The following is a 21109-nucleotide window of genomic DNA, read 5'->3' as shown; positions in this document are numbered from 1 at the left end:
ATCAATATTCACGTAAATCAAATAAGAACTTGATCTACCGTTTTTTGGGTATAGGATAACTACGTTGCAATACCTGAATTTGGATTTTTAGTATAAAAATTAATGAAATGGAGAGGCTTCTTTAAAGGATGGGCAGCCTTATCTAACGCTTTGTTTTAAGAATGATTTGTATAATGCGCTAATGTTCGATTTTTTTGTATCTTTAAATTCGAAGTATATAAAAACGAACCTATGGATTTTAAAGCTCAGATGAGTGTGATGGTACAGCTTTCTCTAGTAGATAATAAGTTGTCCAATATTGAAAAAAGATACATCTACGCCTTGGGTAAAGCGAACGCTGTTCCAGAGCGTGAAATAGATCAAGTTTTTGAAGATCATTTGAGTAGCAAGAAGATGGCCATGCCCGATTTGGGGCAGTTATCTGAAGATGAGAAGTTTGAGTACCTATATAACATTGTTCAGCTCATGAAGGTGGACAAGAAGGTTTATTTGAGTGAGATTAGATTCTGTCAAAAGTTGGCAAAGAAACTAGGTTACAAGGCTTCAGTCGTATCAGAGCTCAGTGGAGGGATATTCAGTGACCCTTCGGTCACATCTGATAGAGATTACCTCAAGACACTGATTCAAAAACATAAAGCATAATAAAGAAAGCGTTTTCTTAATCCTGAAAACAGATACCCCTTAAACTAGAACCGCATGAATATTAAATCACAACTCAGTATGCTCATCGGGTTGGCAAATATTGACAATGATTTTGCCGATGACGAAAAAGACATGATCTACATGGTAGGCAAGGCCAACGGAGTAGCCGAAAGTGAGATCGAAGACCTCCTCAAAAACCCCGTCCCATTACCCGATCTTAACACGATGATGGATGACGAAAAATTTGAGTATCTGTTTAATGTTGTTCAGTTGATGAAAATAGACAAAGAAGTTTTCTTGAGTGAGGTGAAATATTGTGAAGATGTAGCAGTAAAATTAGGCTTTAAAAAAGCTGTGATAGCGGAGCTCTCTTCTAAGATATATTCTAATCCGGCGATTACATCTAACAAAGAAGCGTTGAAAAAAGCTGTGATGAAATACCAAAATTGATACCCATTGATTTCTGGTTTAAAAAGTTAATAATAAGGGGTGTAGCCCCTTTTTTTACGCACTACTAAAATGAATCTCTACACATGATTTTTTCCGCTTCATTAGTATGCAAAAATCCTTACCTTTGCACCTTGTTTTTCAAGCATGTGGTATAAAATTTCTAACATCATTATAAAATTTCGTCTGTACCTGATCATACTTCTGGTGGCTATCACTGGTTTTATGGCATATCAGGGACAGTTTGTCAAATGGTCATTTGTATTGGCCAATGTCGTGCCCGACCATGATCCCGATATGGTGGATTTCATGGAGTTCAAACGGGTTTTTGGCGAAGACGGCAACATTTTGGCACTAGGAGTGTTGGACAGTGCGGTCTACAAGGTGGATAATTTTCGTAAATTCAGTTATATGTCGGATGCATTGATGAAAGTCAATGGTGTCAATGATGTGGTCAGTCTGCCGTCCTTGAGCAAACTTGTCAAGGATCAAGAGGAAAAGAAATTTAAACTTGTTCCAGTTTTTGACAAAATACCAGCTGATCAAGATGACTTGGATTCACTGATCAAATATGCCCAAGATATCAAGTTTTACAGTGGGCAACTTATCAACCCCGACAATGGAGCCAGTGTCGTATTAGTGACTATTCAAAAAGAGCTCATGGACTCGGATGCACGTAACCGTGTTATTGGAGACATCCTATTTGTAACAGAATCTTTTGAGAAAGACACAGGCATCAAGCTGCGATATGCAGGGCTGCCATACGTTCGCTACATTAATACATCAAAGCTCAAAGACGAGTTAAGGATGTTTTTAGTATTGTCTGTGATTGTCACGGGTTTTATTTTATTCTTGTTCTTTAGGTCTTTCAAAGTACTGTTAGTCGCGTTGGCTATCATTGGGATGGTGGTGCTTTGGGTTGTTGGTACTTTGGTGCTCCTAGATTATGAAATCACGCTATTGACTGGCTTGTTGCCACCGATTATCGTCGTGATAGGCATCCCGAACACGGTCTATATGATCAATAAGTACCACCAAGAGTACTTTGCACATGGGGATCAAGAAAGGGCCATCCGAACCATTATCCAAAAAATAGGCATCGTTACTTTTATTACTAATGTGACGACTGCTGTGGGTTTTTTAGTACTGGCACTGACGGACATCGTGATACTAAAGGAGTTCGGGATAGTAGCAGGAATCAATATTTTGGCCACCTTCGTGGTGAGCATGATTATGATTCCATGTATCTTTTCTTACCTGAAGCCTCCAGGACGTAGACATCTCAAGCATTTAGAATTTAAGGCATTAGATAAAGTCCTCACGGCACTGGACAACTTGGTACATAGATATAAGGAGTATGTGTTCATTGCGACAGCAATCGTTGCGATTGTGTGCTGTTATGGGATTACCAAAATAGAAGCAGTCTCTTTTATGGTAGATGACTTACCCGAGGAGAGTCAGACTAAAAAAGATTTAGAGTTTTTTGAGAAGAATTTTGCGGGAGTGATGCCGCTCGAAATCGTCGTAGATACGAAACAAAAGAAAGGCGTACAGAATCTGTCCAATCTGCGTAAGATCGATGAGTTTGAGTCTTTCTTAGATTCTATAGAGTATGTGTCTAAGCCCATGTCTGTTGTGAGCTTTATCAAAGCAACTCGTCAGGCATTTTACAACGATAAGTCAAGCTACTATAGCTTGCCAAATAGCCGAGATAAGAATTTCATCCTTAGATACCTGAAAGAAGAAACGGATGAGTCCGATTTAGCTTCAGGATTCATAGACTCTACGGGTCAAAAAATTCGTATCTCACTCAAAATGGCTGATATAGGTTCTGTCAAAATGGACTCCCTTGTCAATCAAGTCATACAGCCTCGGATAGACTCTATTTTTGGAGAGACGAAGTTTGATGTAGCCATTACAGGAACGACATTACTTTTCATCAAAGGGAACAAGTTTCTGATTGACAATTTGATCATGAGTATGGTTATCGCGTTTGTAATTATTGCATTCATTATGGCGCTCTTGTTTAGGAACTTCAAAATGATTGTGATTTGTTTAATCCCTAATGTCATTCCTCTCTTGATCACTGGTGGAATGATGGGGCTCGTGGGTATTCCGCTCAAACCGAGTACCGCATTAATCTTCAGTATCGCGTTTGGCATCTCAGTGGATGATTCTATTCACTTTTTGGCCAAGTACAGACAAGAGCTATTCGCAAATAATTTTTTCGTTCCTGTAGCAGTCAGCAAAAGTATTAGAGAGACTGGTGCCAGTATGATCTATACATCGGTCATTCTATTTTTTGGCTTTGTGATTTTTGCCGCATCGGAGTTTGGTGGCACAGTAGCACTGGGTGTATTGACGTCTACTACCTTGCTCATGGCAATGCTAACGAACTTAACTCTATTGCCTGCTTTGCTGTTACGATTTGACAATGGGAAACGAAACGCGACACAACACCCCCTGATAGAACAGTACCCTGAGTTCTATGATGAGGAGGAGGATGAAGAGATAGATTTAGGATTGATAGAGGTCGACCCCCCATCAACCGATAAGGGAGAAGAAAGTAAATAATCGAAGACTATTTTTGAGACTGTGAAATACAGAGAATATAAAAACATCAACTACGCGGAGGTTGCCGACGAAGTATTGGAGTTCTGGAAAAAGAACGACATCTTCAAAAAATCTGTGGATGAGAAAGAAGGTGCAGAGTCATTTGTGTTCTACGAGGGGCCTCCCTCCGCGAATGGCACGCCAGGTATTCATCACGTAATGGCTCGTGCGGTCAAGGATATTTTTTGTAGATACAAAACCCTAAAAGGGTATCAGGTCAACCGTAAAGGAGGCTGGGACACTCACGGCCTACCTGTTGAGCTCCAAGTAGAAAAAGAACTTGGAATTACCAAAGAGGATATTGGGAAGAAAATCTCTGTAGAAGAGTACAATCAAAAGTGTCGTGAAGCGGTCATGAAATTCAAAAATGAATGGGATGACCTAACGGAGAAAATGGGGTACTGGGTTGATTTGGACGATCCCTATATCACTTTTGACAAGAACTACATGGAGACGCTATGGCATCTACTCAAAAAGTTCTATGACAAGGATCTGCTCTACAAAGGCTACACGATACAACCTTACTCTCCAGCGGCTGGTACAGGGCTGAGCTCTCACGAACTCAACCAACCTGGCACATACCGTGACGTGAAGGATACGTCTATCGTGGCGCAGTTCAAAGCCAAAAAGACGGATGCTACGGCTAAGTTATTCGACGGAGACGAGGAGGTGTTTTTCCTCGCATGGACTACTACACCTTGGACGCTACCGTCCAACGCTGCGCTAGCAGTAGGAAAGAAAATTAGTTATGTCAAGGTGAAGACTTTCAACCCCTATACTTTCTTGCCGGTCTCTGTGATCGTTGCGAAGGATCTGATGGGAAAATACTTCTCTGAGAAGGCAAAAGAAATTGCATTTGATGACTACAAATCAGGAGATAAATTAATCCCATGGGAAGTGACGGGAGAATTTTCGGGTGAGGATTTGGTAGGTATGCCGTATGAGCAGTTGATGCCCTATGTGACCAATGACGAACTCGAAGCAAAGGCATTTAGGGTGATTCCAGGAGATTTCGTATCGACTGAGGATGGTACAGGTATCGTACATATCGCGCCGACTTTTGGTGCGGACGATTTCTTGGCTGCCAAGCTGGCGGATGTACCAGGTGTAATGGTTAAAGACGAAACGGGCAAGGACGTCCCCTTAGTAGATAAGCAGGGAAGGTTCGTAGCAGAGGTCACTGACTATGCTGGCAAGTATGTCAAGGCAGAGTACTATAGCGACGAAGAGAATTCCGCGAAGGATTTTAAACCAACGGATGTACTAATTGCCATCCAGCTCAAAGAAGAAAATAAGGCATTTAATGTCACCAAATACGAGCACAGTTACCCACACTGCTGGAGAACTGACAAACCTATCCTTTACTATCCGTTAGATTCTTGGTTTATCAAAACCACGGCCTACAAGGATAGATTGGTCGAACTCAATAAGACGATCAACTGGAAACCAGCATCAACAGGTACAGGTCGATTTGGCAACTGGTTGGAGAATCTGGTAGACTGGAACCTATCACGTTCTAGATACTGGGGCACACCACTACCTATCTGGGTGTCTGAGGACAAAACAGAAGAGATTTGTATCGGATCTATTGCTGAGCTGAAAGTAGAGATCGAAAAGTCTATTACTGCAGGATATATGACTGAGCAGATTGGTGAAGATTTCGATTTGCACAGGCCGTATGTGGACGATGTGTTTTTGGTCAGTGCATCAGGGCAGAAAATGTATCGAGAGCCAGACTTGATCGATGTATGGTTTGATTCTGGAGCTATGCCTTATGCACAGTTCCACTTCATGGGGGATGACCCGAAGGCCGATCCTGTTAAAGAAGGAGGCCTTAAGGAAGTTTATCCAGCAAACTTCATTGCCGAAGGGGTGGATCAGACGAGAGGATGGTTCTTTACGCTACATGCGATATCGGTCATGCTTTTTGACAAAGTGTCTTTCCAAAATGTGATAGCGAATGGTCTTGTCTTAGATAAAAAAGGCAATAAGATGTCAAAACGATTGGGCAATGCAGTTAACCCATTTGAGACACTCAAAAAATACGGTCCAGATGCGACGCGTTGGTACATGATCTCCAATGCTAACCCTTGGGATAATTTGAAATTCGATATCGAAGGAGTCGCTGAGTCTCAGCGTAGATTCTTTGGCACTTTATATAATACGTATTCCTTCTTTTCGCTGTATGCGAATTTGGATGGATTTACTTTCTCTGAAAAGGCTATTCCTTTGGCTGAGCGAACGGAGAGTGATCAATGGGTTATCTCTAAGTTGAACACGCTAGTCAAAAAGGTGGATGAGGCCTACGACGAGTATGAACCTACCAAAGCAGCTCGATTGATTCAGGATTTTGTGATCGATGACATGAGCAACTGGTATGTTCGTCTAAACAGAAAACGATTCTGGAAAGGGGAGTATAACGAGGACAAGCGAGCAGCGTACCAGTCTCTTTATACTTGTCTCAAAACAGTGGCTAAACTCGGTGCTCCAATTGCACCTTTCTTCCTAGATAGGTTGTATTCTGATTTGAATGCGGTATCAGGTAGCGAAAATCATGAATCAGTACACTTATCCAACTTTCCCGTAGCAGACGAAGCAGCTATTAATATAGAGCTAGAAGCACGTATGGATATGGCACAGAAGATCTCTTCTTTGGTTCATTCGTTGAGAAAGAAGGAAAGATTGAAAGTACGTCAGCCTTTGGCTAAAATCATGATTCCTGTGATGAACGAAAACACGGTGTCTCGTGTGAGTGCAGTCAAAGATTTGATATTGAATGAGGTCAACATCAAAGAGATCGAGTTCTTAGATGACACATCGGGTGTATTGGTCAAGTCCATCAAGCCTAACTTTAGAAAGCTGGGTAAGGAGTTTGGTCCTAAGATGAAGGATGTCAGCAACCTTATCAATGCTTTTGATCAAGATCAAATTGCTGAGATAGAAAAAAATAACAGCTTGACTGTTGATCTCAATGGTGAGGCGATTACTTTGACGCTGGAGGATGTAGAGATTGCTTCTCAGGATATCCCAGGGTGGTTGGTAGCAAGCGAAGGCGGCATCACTGTCGCGCTAGATATCAACCTGACGGATGAGTTGAGACAAGAGGGGATCGCGAGAGACCTAGTCAATAGAATCCAAAATCTGAGAAAAGATCAAGGTTTAGAGGTTCAAGATAAAATTAAAGTGAGTCTGCGTAGTGATGAGGAAGTAGTAACTGCAGCAGTGCAGGCTTTCAATAGCTACATCTGTGAAGAGACACAGGCTAACGAACTAAAACTTGTAGACAGTTTGTCTGCGGGACAGGAATTAGATATAGATGAATTGAAAATCAGCGCGCAAATAGAGGTTTGCTAGTTGTCACTTTTAGCGGTAATCGATGAAATATTATAAATACTTTTTGATCAGTCTGGGTGTAATCCTACTAGATCAGGTAGTGAAGTTGGTTGTTCATTTCAATATGGATATGGGCGTCAATGGACAGATTCAGATCATAGGCGAATATTTTAAACTCCATTATTTGACCAATCCAGGTATGGCTTTCGGGATGAAACTGGGTACGGAGTATGGCAAGCTGTTTTTGACTTTGTTTAGATTGGTCGCGATGGTTGGAATTGGCTACTACTTGTACACGCTGATCAAAAAAGAAGTTTCTACTGGTTTACTCGTATGTATCGCATTGATATTAGGTGGAGCCATAGGCAATGTGATTGATAGCACCTTCTACGGAGTATTCTTGGATAATGCTCCCTATGATGCGCCGACTCCATGGTTTTATGGCCAGGTAGTGGATATGTTCTACATCGATATCTGGGAAGGGCGTCTACCGGACTGGTTGCCGCTCATGGGAGGGAAATACATGTCTCTCTGGCCTGTATTTAATGTAGCGGATGCATCTATCTTCATAGGGGTAGCCATTATTCTCATCTTTCAAAAGCGGTTTTTTGCGCATACAAAGGAGCAAGAGACAGAGTAAAATTTTAATATTTAGCACGAGAAGCGTTAAACCAAAAGAAGCCGAGCGATATCGCTCGGCTTCTTTTGGTTTAACGCTTCTCTTCTTAATTCTCTAGCATCTTGAGAAGTGTCGAGAGTTTGTTTTTTAAACTACGACGATCTACGATGAAATCTAAGAAACCATGATCTTTTACAAACTCAGCACTTTGGAAGCCTTTTGGCAAATCCTTACCGATGGTCTCACGAATAACTCTTGGACCCGCGAACCCTATCAATGACCCTGGTTCTGAGATGTTGAAATCTCCTAGCATCGCGTAGGATGCCGTTACTCCTCCAGTCGTAGGATCTGTGAGTAGCGAGATGTATGGGATTTTTGCTTCGCTCAGTAGAGCAAGTCTAGCTGAAGTCTTGGCCATCTGCATGAGCGAAAAACCAGCCTCCATCATACGCGCACCACCTGATTTGGAGATCATCAAAAACGGGATTTTATGTTCTAAAGAGTGATTGATAGCTCTTGCGATTTTCTCCCCTACCACTGATCCCATAGATCCTCCGATGAACCCAAAATCCATACAAGCGATGACTAGGGGCGTACCGTTGATTTTGCCTACTGCACTTCTCAGTGCATCGGTCAATCCAGATTTTTTCTGAGTTGCTTCGATACGAGCTGGATAAGGTTTAGAATCCACAAATTTGAGTGGGTCTCCTGAAGAAAGCTCTGCGTCGAGCTCTTCGAACTTATTGTCATCAAAAAGAATTTCGAAATATTCTTTAGAGCCAATACGAACATGATAGTCATCTTCTGGACTTACGTATGCATTGTTACGAAGCTCGCGCATGTGGACAATCTTGCCACTAGGCGTCTTGTACCAAAGTCCATCTGGTGCTTCTTTTTTAGATTCTGTGGGGGTCTGTATGCCCTTATTTGTTCTTTTAAACCAAGCCATAATTAACTTTTCATTCCTCCCCAAATACGTGAAATTAAGTCGTTGGAGGTTTGCAAAGATAGGAATTCAATCGAAGATATAAGATTTGACAATATGTTTTTTAGCCTACTCAGTCACGCCCATCTACATAGTCTTGGAGGTAGGAATATTTCTCAGTCAAATGACCTCCTTTGGCTATGGTAGCCCTCTCTATAATACCTCCTTTGTCTTCTCCGATGAGGTTGGGTAGTACATTATTGAGGAGCTCTTTCCCAAAGTCTGTTGACGCATTTCTGGGTAGTTCGCATGGGAGATTGTCTACAGCCATCACTGTGACATTGCCTTCGTCTGAGAGTGGTGGTGCTAGTATGCCTTGTGTCGGGTCATAATCATAGATGGGATCATCTATGGTAGCAGGCTGCAGTGTCGAAGGGATCGATCCCTCTATGTCGCAAGTTACATCCGCAATCACTTTGATGCTGAAGTTACGCTGAGTCATATCTTCCCGAGTAAATAGAACAGGGGCTTTGGGATTCCAAAAAGCACATGCGATCAAGATGTCGGCAACTTGGGCATAGGGAGCGAAATCAGATTCGAAATCTTCTGGTGACTGAAAGAATTCAGCACGATTGAAGACTTTGTCTTCGTTTTTGTGTTTGTGATAGTCTCGGTTATTTAGTTGGCAATACACGGGTTCATCAAATAGTTGGGTAATGAACTGATGAGGTGATACGCGACGAATACCAACCTGATTCATGATTTCCATAGCTCCTTTGGCTACTCGACCACCTCCAGTGATAACGATCTTGATTTTGGGTAGTTTGATTAGATTAAACTCTGTTTTTAGATCGTCCAAATCAAAGCATTCATGCGCACGTCGGATATCAAATAGGTTATAGCGCTTTCCATAAGTCCATAACGCATTGTACGCGCCTACGATTCCTGCATACCGACCAAAGGCAATGATGCGTTGCCCATCAGTATTCGTCAGTGTTTCATAATCGATCAAGGTTATGTTCTTGTCCAGTATGGTTTGGAGCAGTGTTCTGTTGTAGGCTTGTTTCTTGATCGTGTGTGAGAAGAAAAAGTAGGTTTTGTTAGGTATCAATGCTGCGATCGGCACTTCTTTGACTCCAAATAAAATATCACAGTCCGACACATCATCTGTCAGGGGGATGTTTAGATCTATATAGTCCTGATCCGAGAAACATCTAATGTCGCTATGCGCACAGACAAGTGAAACCTCTGGGTGTGTTTCTTGTATTTTTTTGGCTTGTTCCGGTGTGATGGCAACACGTCTATCGACGGGGATTTTGCCTTCTTTTAGAATGCCGATTTTGATCATTGGGGTAGTGTTTGTCATAAAGCCAAATATCGCAAGATTGGTAGATATAGCTAGTAACTTGAGTTCGATTAATAATTGTTGTTTTGGTTATCTGAGCAAGTTGTCATCATACTTCTAACCTAAATAGGCTTTTATTTCGCCTATTGTCGAAATGACAGGATAAAAAGGGCTTTAATACTGCTATTGAGCTTGTTTTAGAGCCGTATTCAGGTTAGTCGGTCATAAGTTTTTTTTGATTAGGCTTTTCCTTTCTTGAATCGTAAGCCAACTGTAGCAGTTCTGTCATTCTCATAGTGGTTTAGGTTTGTTTCATGTCTAATGACAGGTTTTAGAAAGGGTATATGCAATGTTTTGTATGGCTTTGTATACGGAGGTAGAATATGCCCTAAATCAATCCCATAGCCACTTTTTAGTTTGCTTGGTTTATTCTTTCTTTCACCTATCAAATAATACAGTTCACCGATTTCTAGTTTTAGGATCAAGTACTGGCTGCTATTATTGCATTGTAGTTACAGAGAAACGAAGAGAAGAAAAGAGGAAGTGACTACATGAGCTGAAAAGCTCCACCGAAACAGAATAGTAATTTAGTCTTTCATAATCATGCTTAAGCTGCTGACCCGGACGGGGTGAGCAGCTTTTCTTTTTTTAGGGGCAATCGTGTCAATCTACGTTGCTATTTTAGAAAGTTACTCGTCATTGTTGACTGAAAAGCCTGAGGAAGGAAATAACTATCGGCGACCTCTTTAGCTCTATTAGGTTCTCGATACTAACCATCAATCAAAACGACTTCATCTATCGGTCCATCCAAAACCACTCTCCTATATAATGACGAAGTTCACCTGTCAAATAATACAGTTCACCGATTTCTGCTTTAAAACAATACGCTGCATGCATATTATTGCATTGTAGTCACAGAGAAACGAAGAGAAGAAAAGAGGAACTGACTACATGAGCTGAAAAGCTCCACCGAAATAGAATAGTAATTTAGTCTTTCATAATCATGCTTAAGCTGCTGACCCGGACGGGGTGAGCAGCTTTTCTTTTTTTAGAGGCAATGGTGTCAATCTACGTTGCTATTTATAGAAAGCCACTCTTCATTGTGGATCAATCCGTATTTCTGGGGGAGAGGTAGTAGATCACTTCGTGATTCAAGATTCATTGTTCGAAATTCATGATTGTTTTTTGTGAATAACCATCCCTTATAAGTTCTTGAGGTTTTTTTGAATAAAAATATCGAACCTGTCTACCGAGTTTATCCCTCCAACTTTACAGACTGATCCTTCATCGTTGATCGAAAAGCCTGAGGAAGGAAACAACTATCGGCGACCTCTCTAGTTTTATTGGGCTCTCAATACTAACTATCGATCTATCCAAAACCACTCTCCTATATAATGATGAAGTTCACCTGTCAAATAATACAGTTCACCGATTTCTGCTTTAAAACAATACGCTGCATGCATATTATTGTATTGTAGTTACAGAGAAACGAAGAGAAGAAAAGAGGAAGTGACTACATGAGCTGAAAAGCTCCACCAATAATAGAATAGTAATTTAGTCTTTCATAATCATGCTTAAAAGCTGCTGGCCCGGACGGGGTGAGCAGCTTTTTCTTTTTTAGTCGGTCTTAGCAGACACTGAGACTAGAGGAGTAGGTTTTTCTATCCTCTGATTTTATACCCTAATGAGGACATGGTTTAGATTGGAGATTATACTTATTGGGAGTAAAACCAAAAAGGTAAGTTTTGGAAACGGTAACTTAGGTTTAGGAGAAGGGAGCGGGGTATGTTCATTGCATTATAAATGCCAAGAAGGTTTCAGTCGCATTAGGAAATGCGATCAAGCGGGAGCACTATTGCGAACCGCAATGAACATAAAGACTAATCTGCACCAAATTATATTTTTGCACAGGGAAGACAGCCTTACTTACTTCAGAATTCATCCTTTGACTCGGCTAGATGCCAAACAACACTCGCCCCGTAGCAAATGCTCTACTTCATATGCAACCAAAATAACTATTAGAATTGTCTCGTCTCATCTTGATTTGATCCAAATGCCCATAGAAAATTTTCTACACTTCACCTGAATAAAATTAAAGCTCACCGAAATCAGGTTTTACTCCCCTCAGGATCATCGTAAACTTGTATCGTAATCAATTTCAACAAAACAACTATTATCATGAAAACTACAATTAAAACAATCGCAATTGCTGGTTTAGTAGCCATGTCCACACTTTCGTTTGCAGGCAACAAAGGTGAAAAGTCAGAAAAGGAAGTGAAAGTGAGCCCAGAGCTCGATGTTAGAATCGTGGAACTGAACGAGTCTAGTGTTGCTGTGACTTTTGCCAAGCTAGAAGGTGAGTCCGTGAAAGTGAAGATTTTTGACGCTTATGGAGTTTTGATGCACACAGAAAAGCAGTCAGAAGGTAAAGCTTTTTTGAAAAGATTTGACGTATCAGCATTACCAGCAGGTGACTATACTTATATGGTAGCCAATGAAATGTATACTGTCAAAAAAGTAATCACAAAAGACTAATGGATAACTGCCAAGGAATGTAACCTCAGACTATATGTATGTCTGAGGTTTTTTTTGTGTTTAGCCAGTTTTAATATTAGATATTATACGCGTACTTCGTGTATAATTTTTTTTGCATGTCAGAATTTATAAGTCCGTTTAGAGGGTACAGTGTGAACTGGTGGAGATGGCTAAGTGTCGTTTTCATGGGAGCTGGTCTTCGTTTGTTTATTGATATCATTTATAGTGTTTTTTATTCGGACTTACCCCTTTCTTGGGATCCCAATGAATACATCTATGCGATCGTTTTGGCTCTTTTTGTATTAGAGGGGATTCGCTTTATAAATCGCCGGTTAGATAAAATCCTCCCTTGGGAGCATGGTGCGAAAAGCCGCTTTATCATCCAGCTCAGCTCCAATACCGTCTATGCCTCGGTAGTCATAGCTTTTTTTGGGGCCTTCCTTTATCGTTTTGTCAGTGATCACCATTCTAGGCCGTTGTTTGATGAAATCGTGGTGATCTCCACGGCGCTGTCTCTGACCATACTAGTGGTAGCGATCGAGATGGGAATGTTTTTCTTGAACAAGTGGAAGGTCTCGATGATAGAGATCGAAAGGTTCAAAAAAGAGGGACTTGAGTTTAGACATGAAATGCTCAAAACACAGGTGAACCCACATTTTTTGTTCAACAGTCTCAACACGCTTTCATCTTTGGTCTATTCAGATCCGAATACAGCCTATAGTTTCATCCGAAAACTTTCTAATGTTTATCGAAATGTACTGGAACATCGCAACAAAGGTCTCGTATCAATTCAAGAAGAACTACAAGCTATTGAGTCCTATGTCGAGTTGATTCGAATGCGTTTTGGACAGAAATTAGTGATCGAGATAGATCCGATGAAAGAGGTAGCAAAGTGTCAAGTGCCTCCATTGATTTTGCAGTTGTTGATCGAAAACGCCATCAAGCATAATGTGGTATCTACCAAATACCCCCTATCTATCTGGGTGTACCATGAGGGCGACCAGATTGTGATCAAAAATTCACTTCGGCTAAAGTCCTCTAAAGGGTATTCATCCAAAATCGGATTGGATAACATCATCAGTCATTATGATATAGTGACAGATAAAAATGTAGAAATTAAACAAACAGAAGATAGTTTTATAGTATTATTACCACTATTAAGCCCTGATTATGAAGGTATTGATTATAGAGGATGAGCAATTCGCTCAGGACGAGCTGAAAAGACTTTTGGCTGAGACGTCATTTGACGTAGAAATTATTGATTGTTTTGAATCTATAGAAGAAACAGTCGAATGGTATGAAGACAATGAAGATCCAGACTTGATCTTCATGGATATTCAGCTGTCTGATGGGTTGAGCTTTGAGATATTTCAGCAGACGGCTGTTAGCTGCCCCATCGTTTTTACGACGGCTTTTGAGAACTATGCCATTAGAGCATTCAAGGTCAATAGTATAGATTACCTCCTCAAACCCATCGAGAAAGACGACCTAGAAGCTGCATTGAAAAAGTATGCTGATCTCAATGACAACAAAAGCGAAGAGGAAGAAGGTAGTGTCGCGTTGAGCATAGATCAAGTGCAGCAGTTGCTCAAACTATCTGACGAGCAGCGCGATTACAAAAAGCGTTTTATTATTAAGTCTGGAGACAGGTTGAGACACGTGTCTGTTGAGGACATTGCGTATTTCTATGCCGAGGATGACTACACCTATTTGGTCTCGAAGGAAGGGGCTAAATTCATTATCTCCTTTAAGTTAGATGAGTTAGTCAAGCAGCTTGATCCTTCTGATTTCTTTAGATTATCTAGAAAATATATCGCCAATATCCATTCGATCAAACTGGTCAACAAATACTTCAACAGTAGACTAGAGGTCATTCTACAGCCAGAGACCAAGGATCAAATCCTGATCAGTCGAGTCAGAGTGCCGGAGTTTCTGAACTGGCTGGAGAAATAATAAAAGAAGACACTAGAGTCAAGACAATCTTGGGCCTAGTGTCTTCTTTTATTATTTATTCCCTTTCAAAATCGACTTTACCTCATTGAGTTTAAGCAAAGCTTCTACAGGCGAAATCGTATTGATATCTAGTTTATTGAGTAGACCAATTACCTCTTCGAAGTGTGGGTCAGATTCGAACATACTGAGCTGAAAGTTATTCTTTGGAATAGATTCTATTCGCTCCGCATCTCCTTCTTTGATCTTGTCTTTTTCTAAGTGACCCAAGATTTCGTTGGCACGTAAGACTACTTCATTGGGCATGCCTGCCATTTTAGCAACATGGATACCAAAGCTGTGCTCACTGCCGCCCTCCTTGAGCTTACGCATAAAGATCACACGGTTGTCTAGCTCCTTTACGGATACGTTAAAATTTTTGACTCTCGGGAAATCTGTGGCGATTTGATTCAGTTCGTGGTAGTGTGTCGCAAACATCGTCTTTGCTTTGAACTTTGGGTGATTGTGCAGATGCTCTACGATGGACCAAGCGATGGATACCCCATCATAGGTGCTTGTACCTCTACCAATTTCATCCATGAGAACCAGACTACTGTCGCTCAGGTTGTTGAGTATACTAGCGGTCTCGGTCATCTCGACCATGAAGGTAGATTCGCCTTTGGATAGGTTATCAGAGGCGCCCACTCTGGTGAATACCTTGTCAATGATCCCGATTTTAGCATAGGCAGCAGGGACGAAAGATCCCATCTGTGCCATGAGTACGATTAGTGCGGTTTGTCTCAGTAGGGCAGACTTACCCGCCATGTTAGGGCCGGTGATGACCATGATCTGCTGTGATACATCGTCTAACATGACGCTATTAGGGATGTACTCTTCACCAGCGGGCAGCTGGGTTTCTATTACCGGATGCCTGCCTTCTTTGATGTCGATGATCGGGTCTTCTTGGATCGATGGACGGCAGTAGTTTTGTTTTTTAGCGACCTGCGAAAAGGATAGTAGACAGTCTATCTCAGCGATACATTTAGCATTGACCTGGATCTCGTTGACATAGTCGGCAGTGAAGCTCACGAGTTCGTTGTAGAGGCGAAACTCTATGCTGCCTAATTTGTCTTCTGCAGTCAGTATTTTTTCTTCGTATGTTTTGAGCTCTTCCGTGATGTAACGCTCTGCGTTGACGAGCGTTTGCTTTCTGATCCACTCGGTGGGAACTTTATCCTTGTGTGCATTGGATACCTCTAGGTAGTACCCAAATACTTTATTGTAGGCGATTTTGAGTGATGAGATACCTGTTTTGGCTTTTTCTCTTTCTTGGATTTGGAGCAAATAGTCTTTGCCAGAGAAAGCGATTTTTCTTAGTTCGTCGAGTTCCGAATCTATCCCGTCGCTGATGATTCCTCCTTGGGTGGCGTTGAGCGGCACGTCATCTTTCATATAGGTATTGATGCGGTCGAGTAATTGTGCGCATGGGTTTAGTTTGTCTCCATATTTGGACAAAGTTTCGATTCCCGACTTCTCTAGTTGCTCCTTGATCGGTTGGATATGTGCCAGTGCTTTTTTGAGATGTAGCAACTCACGAGGGTTGATGCGAAGTGCAGCTACCTTGGATACCAGTCGCTCGATATCTGAGATTTGTGATAAGTGGCTTTCTACTGTCTCAGCAACCTCCTCTGCCTCTAATAGTGATTCCACGACCGAAAGCCTCGCTTCGATGATCGCCTTTTCTTTTAATGGAAGCACAAGCCACTTTTTGAGCAATCGTGCGCCCATAGGCGTGCAGGTATGGTCTAGGATCGATAGCAGCGCTACGCCATCATTTTGCTGAGGATAAACCAGTTCAAGATTACGGATGGTGAATTTATCCAGCCAAACATACTTGTCGGTATCCAGTCTAGAGATGGACGAAATATGACTGATTTGTTTGTGCTCGGTCTCTTCGAGGTAGTAGAGTATCGCGCCAGCAGCAGCGATTCCTTCTTTGGACTGTTCTATGCCAAACCCTTTTAGATTTTTGGTCTTAAAGTGCGTGTTGAGTTTTTCATATCCGAAATCAAAACCAAAAATCCACTCCTCCAGACAGAAGATGTTGTGATCCGAACCGAGGAGTTTTTCGCAATGCGATCGGTGGTTCTTGCAGAAAATGATCTCCGATGGGTTGAAACTTTGGATCAGTTTGTCAATGTAGTCGTCAGTGCCATGTGAGAGCATAAACTCACCTGTGCTGAGATCGAGAAACGCGATCCCGTGCATTTCTTTCCCAAATGAAATCGAGGCGAGATAGTTGTTTTTTCTTTGTTCGAGGACATTGTCATTGAGCGTCAGGCCAGGAGTGACCAGTTCTGTCACACCGCGTTTGACGATTCCTTTGACATCTTTTGGGTTTTCGAGTTGATCACAGATCGCCACTCTATTTCCTGCTCGTACCAATTTGGGCAAGTAAGTGTCCAGCGAATGGTGAGGAAATCCTGCCAGCTCGATGTGGGACGCTGATCCATTGGCGCGTTTGGTTAGTACGATATCAAGGATTTTGCTGGCACGCACCGCATCCTCTCCGAAGGTCTCGTAGAAGTCACCTACTCTAAATAGTAGCAATGCATCAGGGTGCTTGGCCTTGATCGCATTGTATTGTTTCATCAAAGGGGTTTCTTTCTTACTTGCTGCCATGGTGATAGGATCAAAGCACGAATTTAAGAACTAGCAGCTTTTTAGTATGGGATGCTCTCATTTCTTTTTGGATTATCTAAAGTCTAATTTGAAAAGCAGCTAGATTTAAGCGTTGCGCTACATGCCCAAACTCTTGTCTGTGCAAATATCTCGCTAAACCCATGTAAATGATTTAGGATCGTTTTCTTTGTGGTAGCAAAAAAGAAGAGCGATGCGCAAATTGAAGAATGAGGAACTCAACCGTCCAAGTGTTGAAGAGTTTAAGGAGCAAAAGAAAAATGAAGTAATCGTCATACTGGACAATGTCAGGAGTCTCAACAATGTCGGCTCTGCATTTCGCAGTTCGGATGCCTTCAATGTCAAGAAGATCTATCTCTGTGGGATTACTGGGACTCCTCCACATCGTGACATCAATAAGACGGCTATCGGCGCAACTGACTCGGTAGACTGGGAGTACGTCAAGGATACCAAAACACTGGTCGAGAGACTACAGTCCGAAGGCTGGAAAGTCTATGCCGTAGAGCAGGCCGAGGGTGCGACGATGCTTCAGAATTTTTCGCCTGAGACTGATGAGAAAGTTTGCTATGTGTTTGGAAACGAGGTTTTTGGTGTAGAGCAAGAGGTCGTCTCTGCATGTGATGGTTGTTTAGAGATCCCTCAGTATGGTACCAAACATTCTCTCAATATCTCCGTCACTATAGGAGTAGTTCTCTGGGATTATGTCCTCAAGAGTTCTTTAAAATAGGCTGTTAGGGCACAAGTCGAAAACAGACATGTTTCACGGATTCAGGATAGGCGGTACCTATGGAGGATGTCCTATTCTGATTCGGGATCGACCCGAAAGTTCACTGTTGGCAGTGAATTTTGTTAATGATTAGTGCTTTTTTGCACACGTTTTTAATCGGTTTCTCCATGTTCTGTTAGTAATTTTGACTCGAATCAAAAATAAAATCCAAAGCAAATGGAATACCGCATAGAACATGACACCATGGGGGAAGTGAAAGTCCCTGCTGACAAATACTGGGGAGCCCAAACCCAAAGATCAAAGATGAATTTTAAAATAGGAGGCGCTAGCATGCAGATGCCTATGGAGATCATCCATGCTTTTGCTATTTTGAAAAAATCTGCCGCAGAGGCCAACACGGCGCTTGGTGTATTGGATCAAGAAAAATCAGATTTGATCGGTAAGGTGTGTGACGAGATTCTAGCTGGAGACTTGGACGATCAGTTCCCACTCGTAGTATGGCAAACGGGCTCTGGAACACAGTCTAATATGAACTCTAATGAGGTGATCGCCAACCGTGCTCATGTCATTAATGGTGGTAACCTTTCGGATGACAAGAAGTTCATCCATCCTAACGATGACGTGAATAAATCACAGTCCTCTAATGACACCTTCCCTACCGCGATGCATATCGCAGGTTACAAGATGATCGTCGAGACGACCATCCCAAAGGTAGAGAAGTTAAGAAATACACTGGATGCCAAAGCGCAAGCGTTTAAAGATGTAGTAAAAATCGGTCGTACTCACTTCATGGATGCCACTCCATTGACTTTAGGACATGAATTTTCTGGATATGTAGCACAGCTGGATTTTGGATTGAAAGCTTTAAAAAACACGCTGGCGCATCTATCCGAATTGGCACTAGGTGGTACAGCTGTAGGTACTGGCTTGAATACCCCAGAAGGGTATGCAGAGTTGGTGGCAGAGAAGATTGCTAAACATTCTGGGTTACCACTAGTGACTGCTGCGAACAAATTCGAAGCACTGGCGGCACATGATGCGATCGTAGAGTCAAGTGGCGCACTGAAGCAACTAGCAGTTAGCTTGATGAAAATTGGTAATGACATACGTATGCTTTCGTCTGGACCAAGAAGTGGTATCGGGGAACTCATGATCCCTGAGAATGAGCCAGGTTCGTCCATCATGCCAGGGAAAGTTAACCCTACGCAATGCGAAGCACTTACAATGGTATGTGCACAAGTAATCGGTAACGATGTGGCAGTATCGACTGGTGGTATGACTGGGCACTTCGAGCTCAATGTTTTTAAACCGATGATGATCTATAACCTGTTAAATTCAGCGCGATTGATTGGCGATGCATGCGAGTCATTTAACGACAATTGTGCTGTAGGTATAGAGCCTAATCACCCAGTAATCGAAGAGAAATTAGAAAAATCGCTAATGCTAGTAACTGCTCTCAACCCACATATTGGTTATGAGAATGCTGCAAAAATTGCAAAAAAGGCACACAAAGAAGGAAAAACACTTCGTGAAGCAGCACTAGAATTAGAGTTATTGACCAATGAGCAGTTCGACGAATGGGTCATTCCTGCCGACATGGTTGGTAGTTTAAAGGCTTGATCTTTTATGAGATAGCTCAAAAAAGTATAATTAATACTTTAATTAGATCAATATTTTTGTACATTAGTCACTATAAATAGGATTAAATCATAAAATTATGAAGAGTATAATAGCAATTTTCGCTGTAATATTTGCACTAGGTATGTCTGTGGATGCTTCTGCTCAGATGTCTAAACAGGAAAGCAAGGAATGGAAAAAAAGAATCAAAGCCTTGTCTCCAGAGCAATACAAAGCCCTTTTGGAAGAAAACAAATCGCTAAAAGGCCAATTGAGTAGTTTGAAAAAAGAAGTAGCTGGAGTCGATGACAGAATCAGCGAAAAAGATGATCAAATTGCAGATTACCAAGATCAGGTATCTTCCTTGAGAAAGGAACTTTCAGAAGCTAAGAAAAATGCTTCTAAGCCAAGCGATGAAGGTCAAGTTGCTTCTCGTTCTTCTGTTCCTAAAAACGGCGTTTTCTTCAAGGTTCAAATCGGAGCTTTCAAGAAAAAGGATTTGTCTGAGTTCTCTCAAAACAACCCTTCTTTCGAAATTGATGGTGAAGATGGAACGATGAGGTACACTATTGGTACTTTCAAGGATTACTGGGAGGCTGATACCTTCAAAAAGTATTTAAGAGAGATGGGTGTTAAAGACGCTTGGATCGTAGCTTACAAAGACGGCAATAGAGTGCCTATCAAGCAAGTATTAGAAGGAGTGATTTAATTACTCCTATATCTTATAAATTATTTCCCTGATCTAGAATCGACAACAGTCGTTCTAGATCAGGGTTTTTTTATATGTAGCTATCGCTTTTTGTATATTTTTGCGAATCAGAAAAATTGAGCTCCTATGATTCATTATAAGACAAGAGAAGAGATTGAGTTAATGCGTGAGAGTGCGCAGATCGTATCCAAGACATTGGGTGCATTGGCTGCTGAGGTCAAACCTGGCGTGACACCATTAGAACTAGACGCCATAGCGGAGACATGTATTAGAGACCATGGTGCCATACCTGGCTTTCTAGGGCTTTACGATTTCCCCAATACACTTTGCATGTCGCTCAATCAGCAGGTCGTACATGGCATACCAAACAAAACACCTCTTCAAGAGGGCGATATTATTAGTATCGACTGTGGCGCATTAAAAAATGGCTTCTATGGTGATCATGCTTATACTTTTGAGGTGGGCGAGGTAGCACCAGAAGTCCGGGAGCTGCTCAAAGTCACCAAGGAATGTCTCGATCTAGGTATTGCTCAAGTCAAAAAAGGGAACAGAATCGGAGATGTGAGTTTTGCTATCCAGCAACATGCAGAGAAACATGGCTATGGTGTGGTCAGAGAGCTGGTTGGACATGGATTAGGCAAGAAAATGCATGAAGGTCCAGAGGTGCCGAACTTCGGGAAGCGTGGGCGCGGACCGGTGATCAAAGAAGGATTAGTGATCGCCATAGAGCCGATGATTAATCTCGGAACAAAAGAAGTCCGCCAACTGTCTGATGGCTGGACGATTATTACAGGAGACAATAAGCCTTCTGCGCATTTCGAACATGATGTAGCGGTAGTCGATGGAAAACCTGAAGTACTGTCAACATTTAGCTATATCGAAGAGGCGTTGAAAAAGACCAGTGCGATCTAATCTATCTTAAAATTGGTTTATCCTTTTTTAGTTACTTTTATATTTATTGAAAATCT

Annotated in this window: 15 protein-coding genes; 12 read left to right on the top strand and 3 right to left on the bottom strand. The window is 41.8% G+C overall.

Annotated features, from left to right (window positions below; all coding sequences use genetic code 11):
• Window positions 1–231 precede the first annotated feature (231 nt).
• The 5 genes from BUB99_RS07205 to BUB99_RS07185 all read left to right on the top strand — a co-directional run bounded on the left by BUB99_RS07205 (window position 232) and on the right by BUB99_RS07185 (window position 7675).
• Window positions 232–642 (top strand): hypothetical protein, encoded by a 411-nt coding sequence (locus tag BUB99_RS07205; protein ID WP_073120986.1) that lies wholly within the window; start codon window positions 232–234, stop codon window positions 640–642.
• Window positions 643–696: 54 nt separating this feature from the next.
• On the top strand, window positions 697–1092 hold the full coding sequence (locus BUB99_RS07200) for a hypothetical protein (protein ID WP_073120984.1): 396 nt from the start codon (window positions 697–699) through the stop codon (window positions 1090–1092).
• A 222-nt stretch (window positions 1093–1314) separates the two neighbouring features.
• Window positions 1315–3663: an efflux RND transporter permease subunit gene (locus tag BUB99_RS07195; protein WP_317041711.1), complete on the top strand. Its 2349-nt coding sequence runs from the start codon at window positions 1315–1317 to the stop codon at window positions 3661–3663.
• A gap of 21 nt (window positions 3664–3684) precedes the next feature.
• Window positions 3685–7056 carry an isoleucine--tRNA ligase gene (gene ileS / locus BUB99_RS07190; RefSeq protein ID WP_073120980.1) on the top strand — a complete coding sequence of 1124 codons (3372 nt, stop codon included), beginning with the start codon at window positions 3685–3687 and terminating at the stop codon, window positions 7054–7056.
• 22 nt (window positions 7057–7078) lie between these two features.
• Window positions 7079–7675 (top strand): lipoprotein signal peptidase, encoded by a 597-nt coding sequence (locus BUB99_RS07185; protein WP_073120978.1) that lies wholly within the window; start codon window positions 7079–7081, stop codon window positions 7673–7675.
• 85 nt (window positions 7676–7760) lie between these two features.
• Here the strand turns inward: BUB99_RS07185 and accD are convergent, their stop codons facing one another.
• Window positions 7761–8603 carry an acetyl-CoA carboxylase, carboxyltransferase subunit beta gene (accD, locus tag BUB99_RS07180; protein WP_073120975.1) on the bottom strand — a complete coding sequence of 281 codons (843 nt, stop codon included), beginning with the start codon at window positions 8601–8603 and terminating at the stop codon, window positions 7761–7763.
• A 109-nt stretch (window positions 8604–8712) separates the two neighbouring features.
• Window positions 8713–9927 (bottom strand): NAD(P)-dependent oxidoreductase, encoded by a 1215-nt coding sequence (locus BUB99_RS07175; RefSeq protein ID WP_073120972.1) that lies wholly within the window; start codon window positions 9925–9927, stop codon window positions 8713–8715.
• A 2175-nt stretch (window positions 9928–12102) separates the two neighbouring features.
• Here BUB99_RS07175 and BUB99_RS07160 point away from each other — a divergent pair.
• The 3 genes from BUB99_RS07160 to BUB99_RS07150 all read left to right on the top strand — a co-directional run bounded on the left by BUB99_RS07160 (window position 12103) and on the right by BUB99_RS07150 (window position 14412).
• A complete protein-coding gene (locus BUB99_RS07160; RefSeq protein WP_139280935.1) occupies window positions 12103–12459 on the top strand; it encodes a hypothetical protein in 357 nt (118 codons plus the stop codon).
• Between the two features lie 116 nt (window positions 12460–12575).
• A complete protein-coding gene (locus BUB99_RS07155) occupies window positions 12576–13655 on the top strand; it encodes a sensor histidine kinase (RefSeq protein ID WP_073120963.1) in 1080 nt (359 codons plus the stop codon).
• Window positions 13630–14412, top strand: a complete 783-nt coding sequence (locus tag BUB99_RS07150) for a LytR/AlgR family response regulator transcription factor (RefSeq protein ID WP_073120961.1) — start codon at window positions 13630–13632, stop codon at window positions 14410–14412. The genes BUB99_RS07155 and BUB99_RS07150 overlap by 26 nt, the downstream gene beginning before the upstream one ends.
• A 51-nt stretch (window positions 14413–14463) precedes the next feature.
• On the opposite strand, the gene mutS is transcribed toward BUB99_RS07150, so the two are convergent.
• The gene (gene mutS, locus BUB99_RS07145) at window positions 14464–17070 is read right to left on the bottom strand and encodes a DNA mismatch repair protein MutS (RefSeq protein ID WP_073120960.1); all 2607 of its coding nucleotides are present in this window, start codon (window positions 17068–17070) and stop codon (window positions 14464–14466) included.
• 211 nt (window positions 17071–17281) lie between these two features.
• Between mutS and BUB99_RS07140 the strand changes: the two genes are divergently transcribed.
• The 4 genes from BUB99_RS07140 (at window position 17282) to map (ending at window position 21053) form a co-directional block, all read left to right on the top strand.
• The gene (locus BUB99_RS07140; RefSeq protein WP_073120959.1) at window positions 17282–17815 is read left to right on the top strand and encodes an RNA methyltransferase; all 534 of its coding nucleotides are present in this window, start codon (window positions 17282–17284) and stop codon (window positions 17813–17815) included.
• Window positions 17816–18031: 216 nt separating this feature from the next.
• The gene (gene fumC / locus BUB99_RS07135) at window positions 18032–19435 is read left to right on the top strand and encodes a class II fumarate hydratase (protein ID WP_073120958.1); all 1404 of its coding nucleotides are present in this window, start codon (window positions 18032–18034) and stop codon (window positions 19433–19435) included.
• Window positions 19436–19532: 97 nt separating this feature from the next.
• Window positions 19533–20141, top strand: a complete 609-nt coding sequence (locus BUB99_RS07130; RefSeq protein ID WP_073120957.1) for a hypothetical protein — start codon at window positions 19533–19535, stop codon at window positions 20139–20141.
• A 126-nt stretch (window positions 20142–20267) separates the two neighbouring features.
• Complete coding sequence (gene map / locus BUB99_RS07125; protein ID WP_073120955.1) at window positions 20268–21053, top strand: type I methionyl aminopeptidase; 786 nt, start codon at window positions 20268–20270, stop codon at window positions 21051–21053.
• Window positions 21054–21109: the final 56 nt, after the last annotated feature.

It is taken from the genome of Reichenbachiella agariperforans (assembly GCF_900142205.1).
GTDB lineage: Bacteria > Bacteroidota > Bacteroidia > Cytophagales > Cyclobacteriaceae > Reichenbachiella > Reichenbachiella agariperforans.
Note: the sequence above shows the minus strand (reverse complement) of the source record. Positions and strands in the feature narration are given on the sequence as shown.